Genomic DNA, 25,657 nt, shown 5'->3' on the forward strand with positions numbered 1-25,657 from the left:
TAGAGGTCGTCAGAACTTGGCGTTAAAGCCGACTGAAAAACGTCGGCCCTGCAGTCCGTAAAATGAGGTTGCTTCAGACGATTCTACATACCGCCGTTGCACCTGATCAGTCAGGTTAGAGGCGTCGGCAAAGACCGTGAACGAAGAAAATTCGTAACGAATTGACGCATCGACCGTTCTGTACGGAGCGTAATAGATTGCCGTGTTGCCCGGACCCACGCTATCGAAGAACTTGTCGCGGTAATTGTATGCGATGCGAGCTCCAAATCCGTATTTTTCATAGTAAGCGACAAGATTGTAGTTGATCTTGGACAGGCCTAGGAACGGCAGAGCCTGACCGCGGCGATCGAGTAGCGAAGTGGAGCTGTCAATGTACGAAAAGTTCGCAACCACGCCGAAGCCGTCCAGCGGCGACGGTAGAAAATAGAGCGGAGTCTGGAGAAGAACCTCGACGCCCTTCACCTTACCGCCTGTGCCGTTGAGTGGTCGCGTAATAATGTACCCTTGGGCCTGATCGACTGGCGCCACCTCACCAAGCGGGATCTCGAAACTCGCGCTGTTGAAGATGAAGGTTTTCACATCCTTGTAAAAGCCACCCAAGGTAAGTGCTGCGCCGGGAGCAAAATACCACTCGAGCGCGGCGTCGAACTGGTCGGCTCTCAGCGGCTGCAGGCGAGGATTGCCTGCGCTCCCGTTATACGGAACCAGACGATTAAGAGTGATATTCGGTGACAGATCTACCGAGTCCGGCATTCCAAGCACCTTGGCATAACCGACACGAGCCACCAATCGATCAGTCAGTTCCAGCTTCGCAACCGCGCTGGGAAGCCAATCCGCCGAGCTGGTCTTCACCATTAATGGATCAACCAGGCCGCTAGCGCGACGGATTGCACCTTGCGTATTGCGGTTGGTGTCGGTGTAGCGAACGCCAAAGTTACCGGAAAGCGGCATCGATCCAAGGTCAGCAGCGAAATTTACCTTGAGATATGCTGCCATTGTCTTCTCGACGATGCGAAAGGATTGCAGTGGGTCAATGATACGTGAAGGACATAGGCTACTATTGCCCGCGATTGCTCGACATGCTGCCCCGACCGGCAGGGCCGACGGTAGCGCCGCCACATAATGCGTAGCGATTGCCGGCGCGTCGCCGCCAAGCAGGCCCGGATAGTTACGGACGCTGTATGCCGATGATGGACCACTGGTCATCAGAAAGGTGTTTGCCGGCGTAACACCGGCAAAAGCCGCCTGCGCCTGTATCGTGTCGCGTGTGGTACTCAGTGTCGAATAACGCAAGCCTGCATCGATCTGCGACAAAAACGATCCTTCTGTCTTGAAGGCGAAATCTAGCCTCCCGGCAGATTCTTCGCCTACGTTTCGGTTGAAATTGTCGAAAACGTTGGAATAACGGAACAACGCCGGATTAGCCGCATCGAAAGTGGCGGGCCCCGTCAACATTGGGACACCGTCGTCGGCTATGTTGAATTCAAAACGATATCTACTGATAGTCTGGTTTCTCACATAGGTTTGCGTGACATCCATCGTTGCGCGCGAATAATTTAATTCAGGTCTTACAGAAAAGCGTCCGTCACTCGTACTCCACTTAAGTCCCACCGCGCCGCTAATAGTGTCGCTCTTGACGTTCAGTGCTTCGGCATTGGCCTGCGCTACCTGATTGATGATTCCTGCCGTCAAGATTTCGTTGGGCGACATTGTGTAGGAAACATAGTCCGCCGCATTGGTGCTGAGGGGTACTGCGAACCAGTCGCGGGAACGGCGGGTATTCAGGTGCGAATAGGCGACGTCACCATATAGTTCGAAGCTGTCGGTTGGACGCCATTGAAATGCTCCGTTGCCGCCAATTTTCTCGCGCTTCTCGAGCAGCCGCTGGAAGCGGAAGTCGGCGATGTATGTTCCGGGGATGCTGTCACCGTTAGGATCATTGGCCCGCGGATTGGCCGCCGTGTTGAAGGCAGAGGTTAGCGGCGTGTAACCGGTGAATGAGTTGAATGAGTCTTCGTTAACCGGCTTGTTCGAATAGGTCGCGCTCAGCAGAATTCCGAACGTGTCGTTCGCAAGTGTAGTCGAATAAAGTGCTGAACCGTCGTAGCCCCAACGCTGGTCTTGGTCGGAATAAACCGCCGAGCCTGAAACAGAGACCAGCTGGCCGGGTTTGTCGAAGGGCTTGCGCGTGATGATGTCGACGGTACCGCTGAGCGATCCCTCGATGCGATCTGCGCCTTGCAGCTTGATGACGTCGAGACGGCCGATCATCTCCGATGGAAACAGCGACAGCGGCCCGTAATCGGAATCGGCCACTGATGCGATGCCGACGCCCCGGCCGTTCGGATTGACAAGCGTGCGCCCGTTGATCTCGGTCCGGTTCTGACGCAGGCCGCGGATCGACACGCTCGTTCCTTCGCCTAACGCGCGACGAATCTGCACGCCGGAAACGCGCTGGAGCGATTCCGCAATTGTGTTGTCAGGAAGCTTAGCAACGTCGGTTGCGACAATCGAATCTTGGAATTGATCGGTCTGCCGCTTGACGGCGAGTGCCTCCGCTAAGCTTTCACGATAGCCACTGACGACTATGTCTTCCGCTTGGCTAGAGGCTGAAGTGGTCTCCTGGGGATCCGTTGAGCCTGCTGGTGGGGTCTGGGCGAGGGCTGGTGTGTTCGCGAGCATGGCGCCTAGGCACGCGCTTCCCATCAATGAATACTTTTTGATCATAGTCCCTCTCCCACTCGAATTATTATTCGAGTAAAGTGTTGCACACTTAGCTACATGTCAAGCGCGTTAGCATGCGGCGGATTGGGGGGGCCGGCGGCGAATGGTATTAGAACGGGACGCGTTGATGCGCCGTGTCAACGGCGGGTGATGCTTGCTCCGCCATCGATCAAATAATCGACCCCTGTGATCCAGGATGCCTCGTCAGAGCATAGAAACAGCGCGAGCGAAGCCACGTCCTCCGGCGTGCCAAGTCGACCCAGCGGATGCCGCGCGATATTGTCGCGACGCGCTGCATTGGGGTCAGGCTGCGATAGAAATCCTCCGCGCAGTAACGGAGTGTCGATCGATGCTGGCCGGATTGCGTTAACCCGAATCCGGTCTTCCGCCAGCTCAAGTGCGAGCGTTTTGGTGAAGCTATCGAGGGCAGCTTTGGACGCGGCATAGGCGGCCAGATTGGGAGTTGCGAAGGAGGAGTTTATCGAAGAGATGAACAAGAATGCGCTATTCTCTTGCATTCGCATCGCGGGTGCAAACGCGTGCGCTAGGCGGAAAGCGCCCCCAACGTTGACGTCCATGACGGCGAGAAGGAACCCGCTGTCGGTATCTAGAGTTTTTGCCCGTGCGCCCATCGCGGCCGCGTGGACGACGATGGTCGGCTGCATGCCGCCTGATGCAATGGCCTTAGCGGCTCCATCCACCGACAAGTCGCTGGCCATATCGCAGGTCAGGTTGATCTCGCCGCAGTCCGGCAATACCAGATCAAGGGCCGCGATGCGGCACCCTTCCAGCGCGAAGCGCTGAGCGATCGCACCGCCGATCCCACCTGCAGCTCCAGTCACAACGGCGCTATGACCTTTTAGTCTTCCGCTCATGCGCTGTGCTCCAGTTCGGGCATCATCTGACGAAGTCGTGCAAAGCCGGTGGCTGACAGTTGGTCATTGTCCACGAGCCGAGCCTCCATACCCAGATAGTTGATCGCGGCACAGAACAGCGGCGCAACCTCGTCCCCGCCTGTGATGAAACACGCTCGATCAGTCATCGACTGGAGATTTTCGCTTACATCGGCGCCTATGAGGAGGCCCCACAAATAGGATGCTGCTTCCTTCTCGCTGAACTGTCGCGCCATTACCGCCGTTCGTGCGGAAAACAGCAAACGAGCTAGGCCGCGACCGTCCGCAGCACGATCAAGTCCGGCCCGGAAGGCATTTCCATCGCACGCCGGCGCCGTCATCAGCGGCGCCAATATACTGCGGTGCTCGAGCGCGCGATAAAGTTCGACCGTCATCGACGTGTGGAAGCTGACGATTCGTGCTTGGCTGAGTTGAAGCCACTTGCCATGCATTCCGGGCACTGACAACAAAAGGGCGTCACCGGCTTCGGTTTGATCGATGAGGCCGAGGGCAGAAACCTCCTCGCCACGTAAAACATCAGGATCGCCGAAGCGCGACGTGCACGACAAGCCTGGCAGTATGGTCAAACTCAAATCCTCGAGTTGTACCTGGCGAGCGTGCGTCGCGATTTGCCTCGCTGTTGCGGGGCATGGTAACTGAGTATTTGACCCGATGCCTAGCGGAGATCCAATCATTCCTGCCAACAACATCGGATCCATTGCGTCAGGCCATCGTGACCGCAACCCTCGCAACCGCGAGAACTTGCCCGCGTGGTCGAGATTGACCAGCCGCACGTCTTCAATGACGCGGTCTAGAACTGATCCATCCGTTGCGATTAGCCGCGCGGACATCCGTGTAGTGCCCCATTCAACCGCGATGAATGTGCCTTGGGTCACGCGCGCGCTTCCCGCTGAGCCATCGACTCACCAGTCGTTGCCAGGAACGCCGCGACTACGCCGAGCGGATAGGCCACGGCGATAACCAGGAACATCGGACGATAGGTGAGTCCGGCGACAAGTTGGCCGACCATGTAGGTGGATGCGATCGTGACGAGGCCGGTGACGATCGAGCCGATGCCCATGACCTTGCCAATATGGCGGGTCGGATAAAGGTCGATTGGTAGCGCGGTCTGATTAGTTACCCATGCAGTGTGGCAGAAAGCGACGATTGCGCCCAACAGGAGGCTTATCGCGACTCGCGGCTCGAGCGCGTTAAGTGCGCCGAGCGGCGCGATCGCTGCGACCGCGCCCATGACGTACACGCGTGCGCGCGCTGGTCGCACTCCGCGCTTGACGACCATCCCGGAGGCGACCCCGCCGAGGACCGCGCCTAATCCTGCGGAGGCATAGACCACCCACGTCGTCCGTCCCATCTCCGCAACGGAAAGACCGCGTTCCTCAGTGAGATACTTGGGGAACCAAAACAGGTAAAAGAACCACACCGGGTTGGTCAGCATATTGGAGACCGCGTAGAACCAAACGCCACGCGTGCGCATCACGCTAACCCATCCTCGCCAGCCGGAATCGTCGATCGGTTCAGATCGCTCGGCTACGACCTCCACGTCGCCCGTACGGTCTTCCTGATAAATCGGGAGGGGCTGGTTGGGGCGATATAGGATCAGCCAGGCAGCTACCCACACCAAGCCGAGCGCACCACTAATAACGAACGTCATCCGCCAGCCGACCGCCAGGAACAGCATCGCCATCACAGCCGGTGCGATCGCGGCTCCGAAATGCGCTGCGGACGAATATATCCCGATTGCCAGCGCGCGTTCTCGCTGGGGAAACCATTCGCGTACCAATTTTGGCGACGCGATCCAGTTACCCGCCTCGCCGAGGCCGAGCGCAAACCGACTGGCGCCAAGTTGCCAGATGTTGTTTGCTAGGCCAGTGCACGCGCTGGCGAGCGACCACCAGCCGACGAATATGATCATGCTCCACCGCGCGCCGACGCGATCGACGATGAATGCGGCCACTAATCCGCCGATCATATACGCGACGAGGAATGCATTGACGACGGCTGCGTAGCCCTTGTCATCAATCTCTAGTTCGCCTTGGACAGCACCAGCCATTAGCCCGAGCGTCTGGCGATCTAGATAGTTGAGCAGCGCCGCTAAGGCGAGCATCGCGACGAGCGGCCATCGGAAACGCGCCATCTTCGTGGCTGCGACTGTCATTATTAGGACCTCTCCCCAAGGCTGTGCGACATGCCCATCGGACTGCAACCTCACGCGGCTTTCATAGGCGTACGTGTCATCTATAGCAACATCGAGAATCGCCTTGGTGAGATGGGGCGTGCTCGGAAGCCTTGAGGATTTGCGGAAAGCAAAGTTAACTACCTAGCACAATGAGCGCGGCATGGATCTCTGGCACCAGATGCTTGCTGAAATGTAAGGGTAGCTAGTGCTGCGTCATTATCATCGCGCAAAGCTGATTGAGCCCGCCCAATCGACCGAGGTTACCGTGCCATGGGGTACGAACAACGTGGCCTCGAGGGTCGTTGATCGCGTCTCTCCTGGCTGCAAGGTGACTGCGCTTCCGCGTGCCGCGGCTGTCGCCACGGAGGGCAGATCGCAGGCGGGTTCAATCGCCAGCATTTGACGCGCCCCATACCACGGATACCCGGACTCGCCTCCTGCAACGCGCCATATACCCATCATTGGGAAAACTCGTTCGTCCCATCGCAGAGCGACCGCCGCCCCTCGTCGGTCGTTCGAGATCGCGAACCAGCCTTCCTCGAAGCCGTCAACGCGGTGGAAGTCGGCAATCCCCGTCGTGGCCTCTGGAAAGCGACCCAATTCGGCTAGCGTTGTGCCAAGAAGTGGGCGGTTGTCCGCTGACTTCACAAGTGATGGCGGCAGATCGATTCGCGTGCCGTTTTCGATCAGCGGGGCGCCGAAGGTCGGGTGATGCCCCCACAAGACATCGATTGGTACCGCCGCTTCACTGGTGATAGCCTCTTCGAGCACTAGCGTCGATGATGCCACGTCGATCGAAAAGCGTCGTTCGATCAAAAGCGGCAGGCGTCGAAGTCGCACATGCGCGCATAGCGCGACGCGATCTTCGCCGTCCTCCTCTACATGGGCATCCCAGCCAAGAAAGGTGGCTTCGCCGTGGAAGCCAAACGAGGCGCCTTGGTGCTGACACGGCTCGGGTCCATTCGGTAGCATGATGTACCACCCGCCCGGAAATGCATCGCGAAACGGGCCCTCAGCCAATGGTGAGCTGAACCGGTCCCCAGCTCTCGCCGTCCCCGCGGGCGCTTGGGTGAGCATCTCCGTATCGCTCGGCTTGTGAAGCAATTCGAGGATATCAGTGCCCTTGTCGATGCAAATCACCGCACGCACAATCGCATTCTCGATGGAGATACACCGTAAGCCCCGCCACAGGAAATCGCGTGTCCGGCAGCCATGGTTCCGGTGCGCGGCCCGTGGCAGAAACCCAAGATCATTGTTCATTATCCACTCCCGTTGAATCTCACTTTCCGTTGCTAAAAAAGGGATGTCAATTCGATTTACGAGAAGGATATGGCTGTTTCGAAAGGACGTGGATCGGAGGGAGCGGCGCAGCCGGAACTAAGCTGTAAAGCCCGAAGCAGCGGCATAGCGCATCAAGCCGCGTTCTTATTATTGCGCATTGATAGGTAGCCGCACAAAACCTGGCTGAAAGGGATTAAGACGCGACCGCTGACTGGGTCAAAGATAGCCTCACCTTCTGTGTTGTGATTAGCTTCCAGTGCCATCAGGTGTGCGTTTCCAGGCTGGTGCCTTCGCGTGCCGGCCCACAATAGTTAAGGGCAAAGATAAACGGCATTCGCCCAACAGCTTCCGATCCGCCCCCGATGGATGCCCTAAATTGGTCGAACCGGACTGGGACGCTGTTAACTAGGCCGATACGATCGCGGTGGCTTCCTACCGTGGCCTTGCGAAACCCGGCGTCCCTCTATAAGGTTGCTTTAATAGACATAGAGAGGGGGCTGATGAGAGGGCTTGTAATAGATCGCCAAGAAAGTACGCGGATGGTTGAAATCCATGGCAGCGCACCGGGCCCTGGCGAAGTAGAAGTCGCTGTCCGTCACGTCGGACTCTGCGGAAGCGATCTGAGCACCTTCGTCGGCGCCAACCCGTTGGTCACGCTGCCGCGTATTCCCGGACATGAGATTGGGGGCGAAATCGTCGCACTAGGTGAGGGCGTATCTGGCATCGCCTTGGGACAGCGTGTCACTATCATGCCGTATACCGCTTGCGGCACTTGTACTTCATGTCGGCGGGGACGCATCAACGCGTGCCGCTACAATCGCACTCTTGGGGTGCAGCAGGATGGCGCCTTAACGGAGCGCATCGTGGTTCCCTTCGACAAGGTGCTCCCCAATGACACCCTGCCGCCACGATTTCTGGTTTTGATTGAACCAATTTCTGTCGGTTTTCACGCGGTCGCGCGCGGACGCGTCAAGCAGGGTGACCGCGTGCTCGTCATCGGTGTCGGCATGATAGGCGCGGGCGCTATCCTGGCGGCAGTGCGCGCCGGTGCGGAGGTCACGGCGATGGACATTTCCGACGAAAAAACCGCAATCGCGCGCCGGCTCGGTGCCCAACACACGATTAACAGCGCTACAGAGGATGCCACCGCCCGAACTGAGGCGATCACTAACGGAGATGCCTTCGATGTCGTGATCGAGGCCGTGGGTGCGCCGCAGACTTTCACTCTTGCGGTCGATCTTGCCTGCTATTGCGGCCGGGTTGTCTACATTGGCTATTCGAAGACACCGGTAAGCTATCGCACCGAACTCTTTAACCTAAAGGAGCTCGATATTCTAGGGTCGCGGAATGCAACACTCAACGACTTTAAAGCCGCCGCGGATTGCCTTGAGACAATGGGTGCATGTGCCGGCATGCTGATCTCCAAGACATTCAGCTTCAAGGATGCGTGCCAAGCCCTGCCCTACTTCAACGCAAATCGAGCAAGCACCCTCAAGGTGGTAATCGAAATTGCGAAAAGCTGACCGAGTGGTTCCCTCAGCAAGCCATATACTGGACCGAACCGGTCTATCGTTGCCCCAAGTCGGCTTCGGGGCCAGCGGAATTGGCAATCTAGGCCGAGCAATAGGTGACACAGAAGCAGACGCAGCCCTCTCCAGCGCGTGGGATGCGGGGTTTCGCTATTTCGACACCGCGCCCCTTTACGGATTTGGGCTGAGCGAACTTAGATTGGGCCGTTTCCTCCGCCTTCAATCGCGCGCGGACTATGTGGTTTCGACAAAGGTCGGACGCTATTTCGTTCCAACTCATGGCGCGCCCTCCAATAGCGGTCTTTGGACCGACCCACTACCGATGCGGCCGGTACTGGATTATGGATACGACGCAACATTCCGTGCCCTGGAACAATCACACGCCCGTACCGGTATCGACAAATTCGACGTGGTCTATATTCATGACCTCGACCGCCGAAACGCCGGCGGCGCCTTCGATCGCCAGTATGACGCCGCGATCCAGGGGGCCTATCGCGCCCTTACCGAGTTGCGTGCTGCTGGCGTAGTGAGGGCGATAGGCTTTGGTATCAACGAAGCCGATGTCGCCTCCACGCTGATGAATGACACGGACTGCGATCTGCTCATGTTGGCCGGACGCTATACCCTGTTAGAACAATCCGCCCTCGACGAGGCCCTACCACTTGCACTCAGGCGCGGGATTGGCATCGTCGCTGCCGGAATCTACAACTCCGGAATTCTTGCGACAGGGGCGGTCGGGGGTGGGAGCTACGATTACGGTTTGGCGCCTCCGAGAATCGTCGAACGCGTGCGGTCGATTGAGGCGATATGCCGGCGCCACGCCGTAACTCTAATTACCGCGGCGACGCAATTTCCGATGCTGCACCCTGCAATATGCTCTACGGTGATCGGCCTCACCCAGCCGGACCGTATCCGTGCGATCCCGGCCATGTTCGAAACTCCCGTGCCCGCCGCACTTTGGGAGGAGTTACATAGTGTGGGGTTGCTCCGACGGCCCGGCGACCCTCCAGCACGGGACCCTTTTTTGTAGCGTTGATCGACGCAACCGGCGTCCTGGTTATCACGCAGGCGCGCTTCGGATAGGTTACAAAAGTAAGCGCTATCTAGAACCCGAACGTACAACGATGCCAAGCAATATGCGGGCCGACTAGAGATACCCTGATATCGAGATCATCGGCCCTCGCAGTCCGTACTCGATCAAGAGGAGGCCCATAATCAACGGAAATTCTGCGCGCGTTACACTGACATGCGATCGTTAATCGGAAGACGCTGGCCTGCAAACGTCCAGTTCCCGCTTATACCCTTGACCCACCTAGGGCGGACCGAGCCTAGTACACCACTCTCTGCAATAACTGATTGTAGACAGTGCCCATGCCCTTGGGCAGGTTCGCCGCGCCAGCACGAGCGCGGGGATGGCGGCTGCTACGTTGCGGTGCCGGCCCACCGATCCCTCAATCGCCGGCGCACGCGATCTAGTAAATTTCAATAGCAATGCCAGTCTATTTCCCTAGACACACGCTACACAATTGCTACTATCGCCACAAAATATTGAGGAGATGGAGCGTGGATATGAGTTCGTGGAGGACGATACCCAAGGTTCGAGACGGCCTCCGGCTAATCGGTCGATCTTGGTTCGCGAGCCGGACCGTTGCGCGAATTACAGGCTCCTCCGTCTTTGCTAATCTCGTTGCCCTAGCGTTCGCGATCTTCGCTGTCGGCCCGGTCAACGCGAATGGTTTGCGAAACGTCGATGTCGTCGTTTACGGCGCGACGCCTTCTGGCATTATGGCTGCAGTGGCCGCGAGACGACAAGGTCGGTCGGTGCTTGTAGTGGAAGCGTCGGGCCATATCGGCGGGATGGTGACCGGGGGCATAGGGTCGACCGACACAGGAACTCCCGAATTGGTGGGCGGTCTCGCGAGTGAATTCTTTAGCGAAGTGCACCGGCGCGGACTCGCGCGGCGCACGACTAAGCACGTCGTGCAGTTTCGCGGAACGACAATACCTTGGTACGAACCTCGCCCTTGGGATCTCGAGGCGCACATTGCGGCAGGCGTGATGCGAGACATGATCCGCAAAGATAACATCGACGTGATGACGGGCCATGGAATTAAGCGGGTCACGTCGCGCGATGGTAAAATACAGCAAATTCTTCTGTCCAGCCGCACGCGAATTCGCGGTAAAGTCTTCATAGACGCGAGTTACGAAGGAGATCTCCTCGCCCTGAGCGGTGTTCCTTTTACCCACGGTCGGGAGAGTGCAGCGAAATACGGGGAAAGCCTCGCTGGTATACGCTCACCTCATTATATCAAGGACTATACAGAGGCTGAATACGCTACGCCGACTAAGACGTATATGCACCACGGTCAGTTCGGCGCGCCGTTGCGCGCAAGGCGCAACGGCAAACTGTTGCCGGGCGTGGAGGCGGGGCCGCTTGGTATTGTTGGTTCTGCAGATAGCCGATTACAGGCGTTCTGTTTCCGGCTGAGCGTTACTCAAGACAAGCGGCTGAAGCGTGATTGGTGGAAACCAAAGAATTATGATCCAGAACAATACCAGGTTTTGCTAGACTATGTTCTCGCACATCCCGGCATAACTTTCACGAGACTTATTCATGTCAGTCCAGTGCCGGGTGGAAAGTGGGACCTGAACGCAAGCGGCCCCTTCTCCACCGACTTCGTAGGCGGGAACCGGGGATTTTTGGAACTCACCCCGTCCGGACGTGCTCGCATGGTCGAAGCTCACAAGGCTTACCAGCAGGGTTTTCTATGGTTCCTAGCGCACGATCCGCGGCTGCCGGCACAATTGCGCGAAGAGGTGACGAGCTGGGGCCCATCTCGTGACGAATGGGTCGACAACGACAATTGGCCTCCTCAACTCTATATACGCGAAGCTCGCCGGATGATCGGTAGCTATGTGATGACGCAGATGGATCTCACCGAGCGCAAGGTACAAGTGGACTCAATCGGAATGGGCTCGTTCATCATGGATTCGCACTGGGTCCGACGCTATGAAGATGACGATGGTACGATTAAGGTTGAAGGCCATCTTGATGAGTCGGTTCGATTGGAAAAGGCGCCTTATGAGATTTCGTATCGAGCTATCATTCCCAAACGGGAGCATGCCGAAAATTTGATTGTGCCGGTGGCTCTATCGGCGACGCACGTGGCAATCGGCTCAATTCGTATGGAGCCAGTCTACATGATCCTTGGTCAAGCGGCTGGGACCGCCGCTGCCATCGCGCTGGAAGACAAAGTCCCCGTCCAGAAAATCAATATTCGTACGCTCCAGTCGCGGCTGATTGCTGAGGGCCAGATTCTTCATAAGACTCAAGCGAGAACAGGGACCTGAGTCGAAATCGATGCATCGCCTTTAGGCTGATAATGAATCAGAATTGATCCCGGCCGGATCGCGCTATCTCTTCGCGGCGAAGCCTAGGGCCCAGCTTCGAGCTGCTTAGAAGCCCAGATGTTGCTTCGGGTAACCCGATACCGGGTCGCGGCTTCGCCGGGGTAGGGATTTAAAGGAAGCGAGACCGACCCGACAATTTAGTGCGCCTCTGGCCCCGGTCGTTTGGCCATCCTCGTGCAGGTGTTGACGTACCTGACTGCTTCCAGCTCCCACAATGCAGGGGCGGGCCCAGTCTCCAATGCCCGGAAAGGAATGGCATGTGAACGGTCTGCTGTCAGCAGGTTCGGGGAAGCCGTCGCAATGCGACATTACCATCGAAAACCGAAACCGCCCCACGATTGGTCCGTCGCGATTGCCCCGTAAAGATGGTGCCGTCTCAGATTGACATATGTAGCTAAAACCGCAACATTCCGTATGAACATGGATGGGAATTTATGTCGCTATCAGGCAGAGTTCGCGGCTTCAATTTTTCCGCACGCGCAAGTCGACGTCCGTTTGCGCGTAGCCCGTCCGGATATCTCAGCCGGTCTCCATTATACCTTATGAATGCCGGCCGCCTCTGAGTTGGATGGGCAGTATCGTGAGCCTGAGGCGAAGCACTTCTTAATAAGAGATTTTCCGAGCTAGCAGGAAGCGAGCCGGATCACAGGAGTTGGATGATGGATGGCAGGTTAAGTTCCAGGTCGCGCCTGTGGACCGTCGGCTTTGTACTCCTGCTCGCCACGGCGGGCTTGCTCAATTATCTCGACCGCCAGATGCTTTCGATTCTTGCACGTCCGATCCAAGACGAACTGGGGATGTCCGAGCGCGATTATGCGTGGATAGTATCGTTGTTTCTGATTGCTTACACGATCGGGAACGTCATTGCCTCGGCAGTGATAGACCGCATTGGGGCCCGGTACGCCTTGCTCTGGATGGTTGGAATCTGGTCCGTTGCGAATGCTCTCACCGGCTTGGCCCAAGACGCCAATCAGGTAGCTTTTACGCGTATGGTTCTCGGCTGCGCCGAGATTGGCGGATTTGTCGCTATGGCCGTCATCATGCTCGAGTCGTTCGATGCGTCCACACGGGGGCATGTCAACGGCATCTGCAACGCCACCACGATGGTTGGGGCCGCGATCAGCCCGCCGTTGGTTGTGGGGATATATCTTGCCACAGATTGGAGGACGACTTTTTTCGTTGGGGGCGCCGCGGGTATTCTATGGTGCGTTGCCTGGTTGGCATTGGTGCGACCGAGACTGGAAAAACGCGAGCGGCATAAAGATATGCGCTCCAGCTCGATATATCCAAATCGCCAAATGTTCGAAGTCGCTCGGTCGTACATCTTGGATGCTAGAGTATGGACGATCGTTTTTGGGAAAATGCTTGTTTATCCTGTGTGGTACTTCTACCTTTTCTGGTTCCCGAAGTATTTGATTGATGAGCGCGGGCTGACACTCGCTGATGTCGGCGCGGTAGCGTGGATAGTTTATCTCGCCGCAGCCGTGGGTTCCGTTTGCGGAGGTGCACTGTCCAGCATCCTCATCCGGCGCGGCATGGCGCCGTTCAAAGCACGGCTATCGAGCCTTGGACTAGCTGCATGCATCGCGCCCGCAGGTGGCGCAATAGCATGGGAGCCGACTATCACCGTGACGTTTGCGCTCGCCTCCGTCGTCGCCTTCGCGCAAATGACCTGGCAAGTTAATATCAGTTCGATGGTTGCCGACCTTCTCTCGAGAGAAGAAATAACGAAGGTGGTCGCTTTTGCGGGCGTGCTCACAGGAATAGTCGGTGTTCTAACCACGTACCTTATTGGCATACTAGTGTCTGAATTGTCGTATCGCCCGAGCTTTCTAGTTATGGCGGCAGCCTGTCCGTTAGCTTTCTCGCTATTATTCACGCTGTCGAAGCGAGTTCGGCTGCGTGCCGTATCGCCTGCAAGTTACATGGGTTCGTAAAAGATAGTTGCGAGGAGAGGCTGATGTTTGAAAAGGTAGGCTGGTTCGCACTGTCGGCGCTGGCAGCTTTGGCACTAGGCGTTGTCGCGGTATCTAGGGGGGAGGATGTCAATGCGCTCTGGATCGTTGCCGCAGCGATCTCCGTCTATCTCATAGCATATCGCTTCTATGCCCTGTTCATCGCCAAAACCGTCCTGCGGCTCGATCCAACCCGGCTGACGCCCGCCCTGCGGCGGACCGACGGGCTCGATTACGTACCCACCCACCGCTACATTCTATTCGGCCATCACTTCGCTGCGATTGCGGGCGCTGGCCCGCTCGTCGGCCCGGTACTCGCGGCGCAAATGGGGTATCTGCCGGGCGTCTTGTGGATTCTCGCCGGCGTCGTGATCGCCGGCGCCGTTCAGGACTTCATCGTCCTTTTCATCTCGATGCGCCGCGATGGGCGATCGCTTGGTGAGATTATTCGACTCGAGATGGGGCCGGTGGCCGGTACAATCGCACTAATTGGCACCTTCATGATCATGGTGATCATTCTTGCAGTTCTCGCCTTGATCGTCGTAAGGGCCCTCGCGGACAGCCCTTGGGGGCTATTCACCGTCGTCGCCACCATACCGCTCGCTTTGTTGATGGGCATTTACACGCGCTGGATAAGGCCGGGGCGCATCGGCGAGGTCTCGGCGATCGGCTTCGTCGGCCTCGTCGTTGCTATAGTCTATGGACAGAATGTGGCGGCATCGCCGGTGCTGGCGCCGATCTTCACGTTGTCGCCGTTGGAGCTCTGCTGGCTGCTTATCGGTTATGGCGGGATCGCCTCGATCCTCCCAGTCTGGTTGTTGCTGGCCCCGCGCGACTACCTTTCAACCTTTCTGAAAATCGGTGCGATGCTGGCGCTAACGATCGGCATTGTCATCATGGCTCCTCCGCTCCGCATGCCGGCGGTGACGGTCTTCGCAGCCGGGGATGGTCCGGTCTGGTCGGGCTCGCTATTCCCGTTCCTTTTCATCACCATCGCATGTGGAGCCGTGTCGGGATTTCACTCGCTGATTGCGAGCGGCACGACCCCGAAGCTGATCGCGAGCGAAGTCGATGCGCCCTTCATCGGTTATGGGGCGATGCTGATGGAAAGCTTCGTCGCGGTGATCGCGCTCGTCGGCGCTGCGATCTTGGACCCTGGCCTCTACTTCGCCATGAACAGCCCGGCCGCTATCACCGGAGGAGAACCTGCAACTGCAGCCGCAGCGGTGACAGCGATGGGGTTTCCTATCTCCGCAGAGGCTCTCTCCGCGACAGCCAGGGATATAGGGGAAACGTCGATCATATCGCGGACAGGTGGAGCGCCGACCTTGGCGGTCGCGATGGCCCAGATTTTCAGCCACGCTATAGGCGGTAGGGCGATGATGGCCTTCTGGTATCATTTTGCGATCCTTTTCGAGGCGCTGTTCATTCTAACGGCGGTTGACGCCGGGACGCGAGCGGGCCGCTTCATGCTGCAGGACCTCATCGGCCTTGCCGTCCCCAGGTTTCGCGAGTCCTCCTCGATTCTGCCGGGCCTAGTGGCGACGATGCTTTGCGTTGGTGCTTGGGGTTTCTTCCTCTACCAGGGCGTCACCGATCCCCTCGGGGGTGTGAACACGCTGTGGCCCCTTTTTGGAATTGCGAATCAGATGCTTGCGGCAGTCGCGCTGCTCCTAGGCACTGTCGTGCTCTTCCGAATGAAGCAGGAGCGCTTCGCTTGGGTCACGATCGTGCCAGCAACGTGGCTGGTCATTTGTACCGTCACCGCCGGTTTGATGAAGCTTGTGTCGGCCGACCCGAAGGTGGGCTTTCTCGCCCACGCCAGCCTCTTTTCGGAAGCGGCGGATCGCGCGGAAGTCCTGAAGCCGGCGGCCTCTCTCGATGAAATGCAACGCATTGTGATGAACGATCGAATTGACGCGGCTCTCTGTTTGATCTTTCTAGTCGTGGTGCTCTCGATCCTGTTCTACGCAATCCGAAATTGCCTCGCCGCATGGCGAGTTTCCGTGCCGACAGTGAGTGAGACTCCAAGTGCCGCTGCGCTGGAGTGATCGGTGAGGAGACTTGCCGCCTTGCTAACGATGATGCGGGACACCGCCCGTTTAATGGTGGGCGTGCCTTCCTACCAGGCCTATCGCCGGCACATGGCCGATCGGCATCCGGACCGGATTCCAATTAGCGAGCGGACCTTTTTCGAAGAGCGACAGCAGGCCCGTTATGGAGGCCGCGGAGGCGGCCGCTGCTGCTAAGATCCTAAATCCCCGTGGCGTTCTTGGGCTGTCCTGCTGGCGGCCGAAAGACCGCAGGGGCTCGTTTTCTAACGCGATCGTATTGATCAACTTCGTGTCTTGGAAGGACCGCCAAGCTGGGATGGCCCCAAATTCCACGAGCGCACTCAAGGCATGGAATTCTAAATTTGGGCGGACCATTAGTGCAAGAAGCCACTTCCTAGCAACGAGGTTGTAAACAAGCTCTTGACCTGATCTTGATATAAACCCGCGTGAGCGGCCAGAGCCCGGCGTCAACCTCCGAGCGCCCCGGCCGGGGCGCGGCGGCGGAATGTTCAGACGCCGGCCTGCATACCCAACCTCAACGGCCCCGGCTTCCACCGAGAACCAACTAACGGCGAGTTGCACCCGCGTTGACCGCGGTCTCAAAACCCTTCATGGCACCATCGCCGCCGGCGACATCTGAAATAGGTGCGGTCCTAAAACCTTCCACTTACTCCCAAAGTAAACCGACGTCCTTGGATGCCATAGAGTGAGGTTGCTTCAGAAGACCCCGTGTACTTTCTTTGATACGAGTCACTAAGGTTGGTGCCCTCTAGGTATATCGCGAAGGAACCAAAATCGTATCGAATAGATGCGTCCACACCCGAGTAGGCGTCAAAAAATATGCCCTCCCCGGTCGTCGCAACGCTATCAAAGAACCGGCTCCGATAATTGTATGCTAACCGTGTGCTTAGGCCATTTTTCTCAAAGTACCCTACTAGGTTGTAGTTCACCCTCGATAGCCCCTGCAGAGGGAGTTTTTCTCCCGTCCTGGCGTTAATCAGCGAAGTGGAGCTATCAATGAACGAAAAGTTCGCGAGGACGCCGAGTCCATCCAGCGGAGCAGGAAGAAACGTGAGTGGTTGCTGAAGTAGAATTTCTACTCCGCGAGCCATTCCTCCCTCCCCATTGTAGCTACGGCGGACAGAATACTGCGTGGTGGAACCACTTGGCGTCTCAAACGCGGACTTTTGTACCACGAAAGAGTCTATGTCTTTATAGAAAAGTCCTAACGTCAGCGCTGCCCCCTTCCCATGGTACCATTCAATGGCCGCATCCACCTGATTTGCTCGAAATGGCTCAAGGTTTGGATTGCCCGCTGAGCCAGTGAATGGGGGCGCTGCCGATAACGAGATACCTGGGCTAAGATCCTCAAAATCCGGCAATCCGACCACCTTTGCGGCACCGAGTCGAAGCACGAGATTGTGCGTCATATCTGCTTTCAAGATGAAGCTTGGAAGCCAATCCTCGTACTCGGGCTCCGCAACCACGGGAGACAGGGTGGCACCAATTTGCTGGGTGCCAACAGCATTTCGGGCGGTATGACTGTAGCGGACACCGATATTCCCGGACAAAAACCCTGCCTCGTATTCAATCTTTAAGTACGCGGCGCGCGTCTTCTCCCCGATCACGAAGGAGTTGAGTGGGTTCGTTTCGCCGGGCGTGCAAGTCACCCCGATCGCAGAACACGCGAATTTCTCACCGGTGGCAAATGGGTTTGCGGCCAAGAAGCCGGTGTACACCCCCGATGGTGCGTTATTATCAAGCAAACCCGGAAACTGGACGGTTTCATACAACGAGGGCGATTGAGTCGTAATCGGTATGCTGATCGTTGGCTGAGAAGTGGACGTAACCCTGCGGTGTTCCAAGTCAGCATATCGTAGCCCTATGTTGAGCGACTTTATGAGCCCGCTGTCCATCTTATAAGTAGCGTCAGTGCGAGCCGCCACTTCTACAGTTCTTGCGTCATACGCATTATCGAAGACGTTAGAATAGCGGAATAACGAAGGATTGAGTAGATCGAGATTGCTGGGCAGCTCTAGTTTTGGAACTTCGTTTCCGGTAAAATCGAACGAGGATACATAGTTGCTGATCGTCTGCAGTCGCACAAAAGTCTGAGTATTTTCCAATCTGGCGTAGTTGTAACTTATTTCTGGCCTCACCTCGAAGCGTCCGAAACGGATTATCGCGCCGCTTCCGGCTGAAATGGTGTCGCTTTTAACCGTGAGCCGCTCATCATTAGTTTGGATCGGACGTCTTACAGTGCCGGCAACCAGTACCTCATTTTCTGACAAACTATAATCCAGGTAGTCTGAAGCATTAGTAGTCAGGGGGAGCGAGAGCCATGTTCGGCGGCGGTCAGTATCCAAATTTGAATAAATTGCATCTGCGTACAATTCTAGGTGTTCACTTGGTTTGAACTGCAATGCGATGTTGGCGCCTAGCCGGCTCCGATTCTCAGATAGGTCTTGGTATCGAAGGTCTGCAATGTAGATACCGGCAAGTCCATCTCTGTTCGGATCATTAGCGCTCGGGTTGCCAGATGTGTTGAACGCTGTCGTCAGAAAGTTGAAACCGGAAGAGGAGTCGAACGATTCGTCGATCACAGGGCGTTCGGAATACGTCACCCCAACCAGGACACCGATGGTGTCATCAGCGAATGTTTTGGATACCAGCGCCGAGGCGGCGTAACCTTTTCGTTCGGAAAGGTCCGCATAAACTCCCGAGACGTCGAAAGCGAAGGTCGGGCCCTTGCCGTCCAGTGGTTTCCTGGTGATGACGTTGACGGTCCCTCCCAGAGAGCCTTCAGCTTGATCCGCCGAAAGAAGCTTAATGACCTCCAACCGGCTGATCAGTTCAGAAGGAAAGAGTGAGAGAGCATTATAGTCCGCGTCGCGAACTGTGCTGTTCCCCCGGCCGCGGCCAAACGGGTTGGCCAACGTCCTGCCATTTACCTCTGTACGATTCTGCCGAAGGCCGCGTATCGAAACGCTCGTTCCTTCACCCAGGGATCTTCGAATTTGCACGCCGGATACTCGCTGCAGCGATTCGGCAATATTCGCATCGGGCAATTTTCCAATGTCGGACGCTACAACCGCGTCGACAAACTGCGAGGAATTTCGCTTCACATCCAGAGCGGCCTCAAGGCTGCTTCGAATGCCGGACACCACGATATCCTGGGCATCGTCTGCCGGTGGCTCAGAGGGGTTAGCTGCAGTATCGCCAGCTGTTTCGTTTTTAGCAGGGGCATCTACAATCTGAGCAGAGACGCCCGGACAGTAGGCAGCCGCACCCGCAAGCAACAAGCCGCCAAAAAATCGAAGTTCAGGTATCGCCATCTCCATCCTCCCTCTCAATGGCTTCTCTAACGGCGCCAATATCGCCATTCTGTTGCGATCTTAGCTACATGTCAATGGCTTCAGCCGCGCCACGATTCTCCTTCAGAGATAAAAACCTCGGTTGCGTGTGAGTACGGATTGTTCAGCGCCTGACTCTCGGTCGGGAAATCGTAGGCGTCGTTGCCAGCGCGCGGTCTGCCTGACACGAGCAGAATCAGGTTGAGCACCTGTATGGAAAGTATGGAGATCCGCATTTGCTGGGAGCGCCGGAGCCGTGCCTGGCGTCTTAGCGAGAGAGGATGCTTCCCGAGATATTGCTAACTATGCAATGCCGTGAGCATTCAGGATTTGGGCAGTGGCGTTGCAACATTGATCGTGCGGTTCGACGAAACGGCGCGCTTGAGAGTTCGCTATACGAGATTTCGGATCGAGGTTTCATTGCCACGCGCGAGTGTGCTCTCATCCTGATCGTTCCCGTAGGCGGCTCCATCAAAACCCGCTTTCGCCGTCCAATCGTGATCTCGTGAACCTCGTCCGTTCCGATAGCGTGAGTTCGATCGAAGTCTCTCCCGGTGGGCTGTGGCGGAAAATGAGCGAATGCGGATGAGCGGTCGGTCTTTGAGCGAACCGATTACTGTTCCCTCAAGTCGTAAATGCGACTCATGGGCACCCATTTTTCGCCGGGCGCAGCGTGCGGCAGCGGCTTTTGGAACCGCCACATAAGCTGCTGCCACGCAGCGTCGCGGGGCTCTGATCCCGACGAGCGAGGATAGTCTTTGGCTACTTCCATGATCATGAAAAGTCGGTTGCCGGTCCGCCATATTTCCATGCCGATTATTCCTGTCGCGCGTATGTCCGCCGTGACCTCGGGCCATACCCGCCCGGCGGCGTGATGCGCTTCATACTCGGCAATTAGATCCGGATCATCGACGAGGTCCAAAGCAAAACATTGGCGTCGCGTCATCGGGTGTCCTCTCATTGGCAGCGATCTCCGCGCGACCTGCATAGTGCCGGGGGTAGTGCGGGTTTTGGAGCGCGGGCGGCCCCCTGCTTTCTCAGCTTCATTGCATCCCTCCAATGTGCTATTTGGACTAGTCACAAAGACTGGCTCTCTTGGAGGCAAAACGAACGCCGAACCAACCATCCGTTAGCGATGAAGACTGGTGAGTTATCCGTTGTTGATATTCGTGCCGAGCTACACTCCGCATCGTCGAAGAGCCTTGAAGGCTAACAGCCGCGAAGACGCAGGTCGTATTATCGCCCAGGAATAACATGCGCGCGCAAGACTTGCATCAAGTTGGCGTTTCGCAGGAAGCGAGTGAATCCGATATGACGCATTTCGGTCCGCAGCGCGCCAAATGGGAAATCCGAACGACAGTATAACGGCCGCCGCCGCTCGCATGTCTACAAGATAGATTGTTCGAGTACTCTCGAGCCAAATAGCTTCCACCATCGTCTCTTTAAAAGGGCACATCCCGCCGACGTAAGGTACGTCCTGGAGGATTGTGCCGGAACAAACGTCGATGAGACTTGCCTCGTTTTATCATCGGCCTCACTTTTCGCTTTCCGATCGTACGCCTACGAAGCGTTAACAGCAACAACGATGTGTTCTCTTTCCCGGATCTGCGATGGCCTAAGCCGGGGTCGAGACGTGGGCCGCTAGCGAGGCCGCCCATGCCTCACTTGCACCCATCTTCTGAATGGTGTTACATATATAGCAACGAATCGTCGCGGGAACTAGATTGTGGATCTACCTCTGTCGCCATCCGAGATTTGGAAGATCCGAGTCGCGTCCGAGGAGAACACTGCCTCGTCGAAGAGAAGCAGGACCCTGAACTTGGCCACGACGCGATGCCAACGCCCCGCCAGTTGTGCCTTGGGTGCAGATGGCCAGGCATTACTCGTCATGACTGCGGCATTTGGTTTGGAACCGCAGGCGTCTGGATTCGGCGGAGCCGGTAACATCCACTCCAATCGTGTTGAAAGTCCAGGAGCTCCGCTGGTCTTTTCCGGTCGCTTGAGTCGTTCGGAGGGGTGATAGGCCATGCGTACGAAGCGCCGGACGCAGGCTGACATGCAGATAGACGCCCACCAGCATTTTTGGAGACTTGCGCGGGGTGACTATGACTGGCCGACGCCCAACTTGACCCCAATCTATCGTGATTTTGGGCCCGACGACCTCAGCCCACTTCTACGCGAAGTCGGTATAGACGGAACGATCCTTGTTCAGGCAACGCCCACACTCGAGGAAACACTTTTCCTGATCGAGACAGCACGGCAAAACCCCATGGTGCGCGGTGTAGTGGGCTGGATCGATTTTGACGCTGGTTCGGCGGCGCGGACAATTGCACGACTCGCCGATGAGGCGCCGCTCAAAGGGTTGCGGGCGATGATGCAGGGAATGGCGGACGACAGCTGGATCCTTAGCAAGGAGCTTGCGCCAAGGTTTGAGGCGATGGCGACGGGTGGCCTTGTTCTCGATGCACTAGTTCGGCCTCACCAACTTCCCGCTCTTGCCAAGTTCGCTTACAAAAATGCTGATTTATCGATCGTCCTCAACCACGCGGGGAAGCCGCAAGTTGGATATGGCATGTCCCAGCATTGGCGTGATGATATTGCTCGACTGGCAGCAAACCGCAACGTCGTTTGTAAGTTGTCTGGCTTATGGACCGAAGCAGCCGGTGCGATCCAAGACGGTAACATCCATCCCTACGTAGATCATATACTGTCAGAGTTTGGCGTCAGTCGATTGTTGTGGGGAAGCGATTGGCCGGTCATTCGATTGGCTGGGGACTATGTTGATTGGCACACCCAGTGTCGTACTCTCCTCAGGCATTTGTCGCAGCCAGATCAGAGCGCGATTTTCGGTGGGAATGCTAAAAGGATTTATGCAATCGACTGATGTAGTTCTGGAACCCCTAAGGCGATTAGTAACAGCTGCATTAGACCCCATGCAACCGATGGTAATGGAGGGCTCTGTCAGAGCAATGTGGCGCCGGTCCGCGGTGCTCGTTAACGGGCTGGGCATGAGCCGCAATCGAGAGCGTTGCCACCGAGCCCATTCCGGCGCTTCAACTCCTCACCCGAGGTGATCCGCCTCGTAGTGATGATGTACGTTCGGTTTCCTCTCAGCTTACGGAACGTGGAGGACCTGCTGTTCGAGCGCGGCATCGACATCTGCCACGAGACCGTGCGGCATTGGTGGAATCGGTTCGGCCCGATGTTTGCCGGCGATATTCGCCGTCAGAGGATCAGTCGGATGCGCGGCTTCCGGCAGTGGCGGTGGCATCTCGACGAGATGTACGTGAAGCTCAACGGAGAGATGGTCTACCTCTGGCGTGCTGTCGACCATGAGGGCGAGATCCTTGAGAGCTACATCACCAAGGCCCGCGATAAGAACGCCGCGTTGCACTTCATGAAGAAGGCGCTGAAGCGGCATGGTTCGCCCGAGGCGATCACCACTGATGGGCTCCGGTCGTACAAGGCGGCGATGAAAGAACTTGGCAATACCGAGAAGCAGGAAGTGGGACGTTGGGCCAACAACCGCGTCGAGAATAGCCACCTCTCATTCCGAAGACGAGAGCGAGCAATGCTCCGATTTCGACGGATGAAGACGCTGCAGAAATTCGCCAGCGTGCATGCCAACGTTCACAACCACTTCAACCTGGAGCGCCATCTAGTCGATCGAAAAACGTTCAAGGAACGCCGCTCAGCCGCCCTGGCTGAGTGGCAGATCCTTGCGAGCTAGGCCGCCGCGCTCGAGGGCCAAACTGCATCGTGTGGAGAGCGGTTCGCATTAGACTGACAGGACCGCCACCTGACCTTTTTCCAGGGGATTTCAGGAGATCCGACACTATCCCACAAAATTGTGGGCTGGTTTGGGGTGACGCGATGGAAAGCTCGCTGCATCCAAGGTCGGGGTGCTGGCAGAGCCAAGGCGACACCGATGGCGACGACATCAATCCGGAAGCCGCCATCGCGCCCGCCAATCTCGCTGCGCCTCTGCAATGAGGGCGCGGCAATGCCGCTTACCGCACCTCGCTATAGACATATTCGTGCTGGCTGTCCCGAATGGTCAGCGTGCGGGCGCGGTCCTTGTTTCCGATCGAGGCGTCGACGCCGATCCCACCGCCGCCTATCGAAACCAGCGAAACGCTTCCGTCGGGGTTTTTGCGCGTGGCAATCGGACCTTCGATGAAGCCGGCCTTCAACCATTTCGCGCCGCCCTGATCGCGGATCGTGATCGAGTTGCCCTCGGGGCTGCGATAGGACGCAGCGAGATTGGCGAGCACAGCCGGATCGCCTGGCACCGTCAGACGCGCGCGGCGGGCTGCGGCCTGGGCCTTCATGCGCGCCGCAGCGGAGGCAATGTCCTGCGCGGCCTCCGGCTGGCCGTCATAGACGACCTCGAGCAGGCGGCGGAGGAAGGGCGCCAGCATCGCCGCGCCGGGATCGGCGTTGGTCAGGATCACTGCGCCGATTTGCGCCTCGGGCAGGACGTAGAAGTTGCTGTGATAGCCCTGCAGGGTGCCGCCATGCGTCACGACGGGGACGCCCCAGGCGACTCGTTCGAACAGTCCCATGCCGTACCAGCTGTCTTCGCCCACTGCGACGCCGCGCCGGCGCCGCTCGACGATATTGGCTTCGCTCACCAGCCGCTTGCCTTCGGGCGTGACGCCCTTCGACATTTCGAGCTGTGCGTAGCGCGCCATATCGGCAGTGCTCGACCAGGCGCCGCCTGCGGGGCGATGCGGCACGATCAGATGGTTGAATTGGTTCGAAATCTCGATCATCCGGCCGTCGACGTCTAGCCCGTGCGGCCGCGCCCAATTGCCGCGTTCTGCCGCTGCATTGTCGAAGGTCGTATCGCGCATGCCCAGCGGACCGAAGATGCGGCTCTGCATTGCCTTGTCGAACGCGGCGCCAAGCTCCATGCCTGGATAAGCGAGCGAGCCGCCCAGATAGCCGGCCGCCGACGCCATCAGGTTGTTGTACTGGAACAGCTCGCCGAATTTGCTGGTTGGCTGGGTAACCGCCAGCTGGCGGAACGTGTCCGAGGCAGGCGCGCCGGCGTCGGCGAGGATGAAGGCATAATCCTTGCGCGGCAGCCCGGTGCAGGCACAGACGAGATGGCGCACGAGCACCGACTTGGTCACTTCATCGCTGCCGAGGCGGAAGGCGGGATAGAGATCGGTGACGTGCTGATCCCAGCGCAATTTGCCTTCGTCGGCGAGCACCGAAAGCAGAAGCGTCGCCATGCCCTTGGTATTGGAGGCGACCATGAACTTGGTATGCTCGTCGATCGGCGCGGGTTTGCCGAGCTCGCGCACGCCGACGCCGCCCTGCCAGACGACCTTGCCCTGATCGATCAGGGCAATGCCGACGCCGGGCACACCGAGCGCATTCGCGGACTCCGCCACGAAGTCGCGGAGCGCCTGGACTCGGTCGGGCGTCAGCCGATGTGCGGTCTTGCCCGCGAAGCTTTCGCGGATATAGCCGGCTGGTCGCAAGCTTGACTGGAGAATCGCGGTGGCGGCAGAACGCTTGTTGGCGGTCGCCTCGGCACCGTCGACGATCAGGACGGTCCAGGACGTGCCTTTGCGCATTGCGACTGCCGATGCGACCGCGCGTTCGCTTGGGGACGTCTCGTAGGCGATGCTGACGCGTTCGTCCCAGCCCTCGCTCCGCGTGCCCGGGACGCTCAGCCGGACCTTGCGGGTGACACCGGGCTTATAGAGCGCCCAAGCCTTGGCCGCAGCTGCCTGCGCATTGGCGGCATCGCCGGCGTCGATCACTGCGATGCTGAGGTCGGACTCGGGCGCCGTGAAGACGGTCGTCGGACCTTGCGTGGTCCCGCGCCAGTCCTTGGGCTGGGTATAGGCAGTGCCGGACGTCGTCTTGCCGTGCGTATCGGATGGCGGGGCCACTTGCGCGACCGCGGTAAGCGGCAGGCTCATCAGGGCTAGAGCGAACAGAAGTTTCATGGCCAACCTCTTTCTTGATGGGGCCGTAGATTCGGCCATTCGGATGGTGTCGAACGGATAGTCATTTCGTCGTGCAACGGCGCCGGGGCCCGGCGGCGTGCTGGATGCTCTCGAAAGCGCCGAGAGCGGCGAAGTCGAGGATCAGGTTCGGGCCTTCGATCACGTCGCCGGCGACGGCGTCGATCGCCTGCTGGAGCGCGGCGTCGGGCGCGGCCTGCGCGTTCGCGACCGAAATCGGGCCGGCACCGGCCAACGCCGCCACAAACAGCAAGGCCGTTGCCACGTGCTTCACGG

Annotated in this window: 17 protein-coding genes; 8 read left to right on the plus strand and 9 right to left on the minus strand. The window is 57.8% G+C overall.

All coding sequences use genetic code 11. The features are described from left to right. Window positions 1-9: 9 nt before the first annotated feature. The 5 genes from OKW87_RS13120 to OKW87_RS13140 form a co-directional block, all read right to left on the minus strand. Window positions 10-2,727, minus strand: coding sequence for a TonB-dependent receptor (locus OKW87_RS13120; protein ID WP_265540182.1), 2,718 nt, complete (start codon window positions 2,725-2,727; stop codon window positions 10-12). A gap of 134 nt (window positions 2,728-2,861) precedes the next feature. Then, the gene (locus tag OKW87_RS13125) at window positions 2,862-3,599 is read right to left on the minus strand and encodes an SDR family NAD(P)-dependent oxidoreductase (protein WP_265540185.1); all 738 of its coding nucleotides are present in this window, start codon (window positions 3,597-3,599) and stop codon (window positions 2,862-2,864) included. Continuing rightward, window positions 3,596-4,513, minus strand: coding sequence for a 2-dehydro-3-deoxygalactonokinase (locus tag OKW87_RS13130; protein WP_265540187.1), 918 nt, complete (start codon window positions 4,511-4,513; stop codon window positions 3,596-3,598). Before OKW87_RS13130 ends, OKW87_RS13125 begins: the two co-directional genes overlap by 4 nt. Next, window positions 4,510-5,793 carry an MFS transporter gene (locus OKW87_RS13135; RefSeq protein ID WP_265540189.1) on the minus strand — a complete coding sequence of 428 codons (1,284 nt, stop codon included), beginning with the start codon at window positions 5,791-5,793 and terminating at the stop codon, window positions 4,510-4,512. The genes OKW87_RS13130 and OKW87_RS13135 overlap by 4 nt, the downstream gene beginning before the upstream one ends. Before the next feature lie 240 nt (window positions 5,794-6,033). Beyond that, on the minus strand, window positions 6,034-7,074 hold the full coding sequence (locus OKW87_RS13140; protein WP_265540191.1) for a DUF4432 family protein: 1,041 nt from the start codon (window positions 7,072-7,074) through the stop codon (window positions 6,034-6,036). A gap of 560 nt (window positions 7,075-7,634) precedes the next feature. Between OKW87_RS13140 and OKW87_RS13145 the strand changes: the two genes are divergently transcribed. The 6 genes from OKW87_RS13145 (at window position 7,635) to OKW87_RS13170 (ending at window position 16,239) form a co-directional block, all read left to right on the plus strand. Continuing rightward, the gene (locus OKW87_RS13145) at window positions 7,635-8,618 is read left to right on the plus strand and encodes a zinc-binding alcohol dehydrogenase family protein (RefSeq protein ID WP_265540193.1); all 984 of its coding nucleotides are present in this window, start codon (window positions 7,635-7,637) and stop codon (window positions 8,616-8,618) included. Between the two features lie 4 nt (window positions 8,619-8,622). Continuing rightward, entirely contained in the window at window positions 8,623-9,654 is a 1,032-nt protein-coding gene (locus tag OKW87_RS13150) for an aldo/keto reductase (protein ID WP_265540195.1), read from the plus strand. A 539-nt stretch (window positions 9,655-10,193) separates the two neighbouring features. Next, the gene (locus OKW87_RS13155; protein ID WP_265544124.1) at window positions 10,194-11,975 is read left to right on the plus strand and encodes an FAD-dependent oxidoreductase; all 1,782 of its coding nucleotides are present in this window, start codon (window positions 10,194-10,196) and stop codon (window positions 11,973-11,975) included. A 716-nt stretch (window positions 11,976-12,691) separates the two neighbouring features. Beyond that, window positions 12,692-13,972, plus strand: a complete 1,281-nt coding sequence (locus OKW87_RS13160) for an MFS transporter (protein ID WP_265540197.1) — start codon at window positions 12,692-12,694, stop codon at window positions 13,970-13,972. A 23-nt stretch (window positions 13,973-13,995) separates the two neighbouring features. Beyond that, a complete protein-coding gene (locus OKW87_RS13165) occupies window positions 13,996-16,041 on the plus strand; it encodes a carbon starvation CstA family protein (RefSeq protein ID WP_265540199.1) in 2,046 nt (681 codons plus the stop codon). A gap of 3 nt (window positions 16,042-16,044) precedes the next feature. Further along, a complete protein-coding gene (locus tag OKW87_RS13170) occupies window positions 16,045-16,239 on the plus strand; it encodes a CstA-like transporter-associated (seleno)protein (RefSeq protein ID WP_443025053.1) in 195 nt (64 codons plus the stop codon). 458 nt (window positions 16,240-16,697) lie between these two features. Here OKW87_RS13170 and OKW87_RS13175 read toward each other — a convergent pair whose 3' ends face one another. Together OKW87_RS13175 and OKW87_RS13180 are read right to left on the minus strand one after the other, a co-directional pair. After that, window positions 16,698-19,379 carry a TonB-dependent receptor gene (locus tag OKW87_RS13175; RefSeq protein WP_265540201.1) on the minus strand — a complete coding sequence of 894 codons (2,682 nt, stop codon included), beginning with the start codon at window positions 19,377-19,379 and terminating at the stop codon, window positions 16,698-16,700. 631 nt (window positions 19,380-20,010) lie between these two features. Beyond that, the gene (locus OKW87_RS13180) at window positions 20,011-20,343 is read right to left on the minus strand and encodes an L-rhamnose mutarotase (RefSeq protein WP_265540202.1); all 333 of its coding nucleotides are present in this window, start codon (window positions 20,341-20,343) and stop codon (window positions 20,011-20,013) included. 1,080 nt (window positions 20,344-21,423) lie between these two features. On the opposite strand from OKW87_RS13180, the gene OKW87_RS13185 reads away from it, so the two are divergent. Together OKW87_RS13185 and OKW87_RS13190 are read left to right on the plus strand one after the other, a co-directional pair. Then, window positions 21,424-22,281 carry an amidohydrolase family protein gene (locus tag OKW87_RS13185; protein WP_265540204.1) on the plus strand — a complete coding sequence of 286 codons (858 nt, stop codon included), beginning with the start codon at window positions 21,424-21,426 and terminating at the stop codon, window positions 22,279-22,281. Between the two features lie 144 nt (window positions 22,282-22,425). After that, window positions 22,426-23,127: an IS6 family transposase gene (locus tag OKW87_RS13190; protein WP_265540205.1), complete on the plus strand. Its 702-nt coding sequence runs from the start codon at window positions 22,426-22,428 to the stop codon at window positions 23,125-23,127. A 280-nt stretch (window positions 23,128-23,407) separates the two neighbouring features. Here OKW87_RS13190 and OKW87_RS13195 read toward each other — a convergent pair whose 3' ends face one another. Further along, window positions 23,408-25,363 (minus strand): serine hydrolase domain-containing protein, encoded by a 1,956-nt coding sequence (locus OKW87_RS13195; protein WP_265540207.1) that lies wholly within the window; start codon window positions 25,361-25,363, stop codon window positions 23,408-23,410. 61 nt (window positions 25,364-25,424) lie between these two features. Further along, window positions 25,425-25,655 carry a hypothetical protein gene (locus OKW87_RS13200; protein WP_265540209.1) on the minus strand — a complete coding sequence of 77 codons (231 nt, stop codon included), beginning with the start codon at window positions 25,653-25,655 and terminating at the stop codon, window positions 25,425-25,427. Window positions 25,656-25,657: the final 2 nt, after the last annotated feature.

It is taken from the genome of Sphingomonas sp. M1-B02 (assembly GCF_026167525.1).
Taxonomy (GTDB): Bacteria; Pseudomonadota; Alphaproteobacteria; order Sphingomonadales; family Sphingomonadaceae; genus Sphingomonas.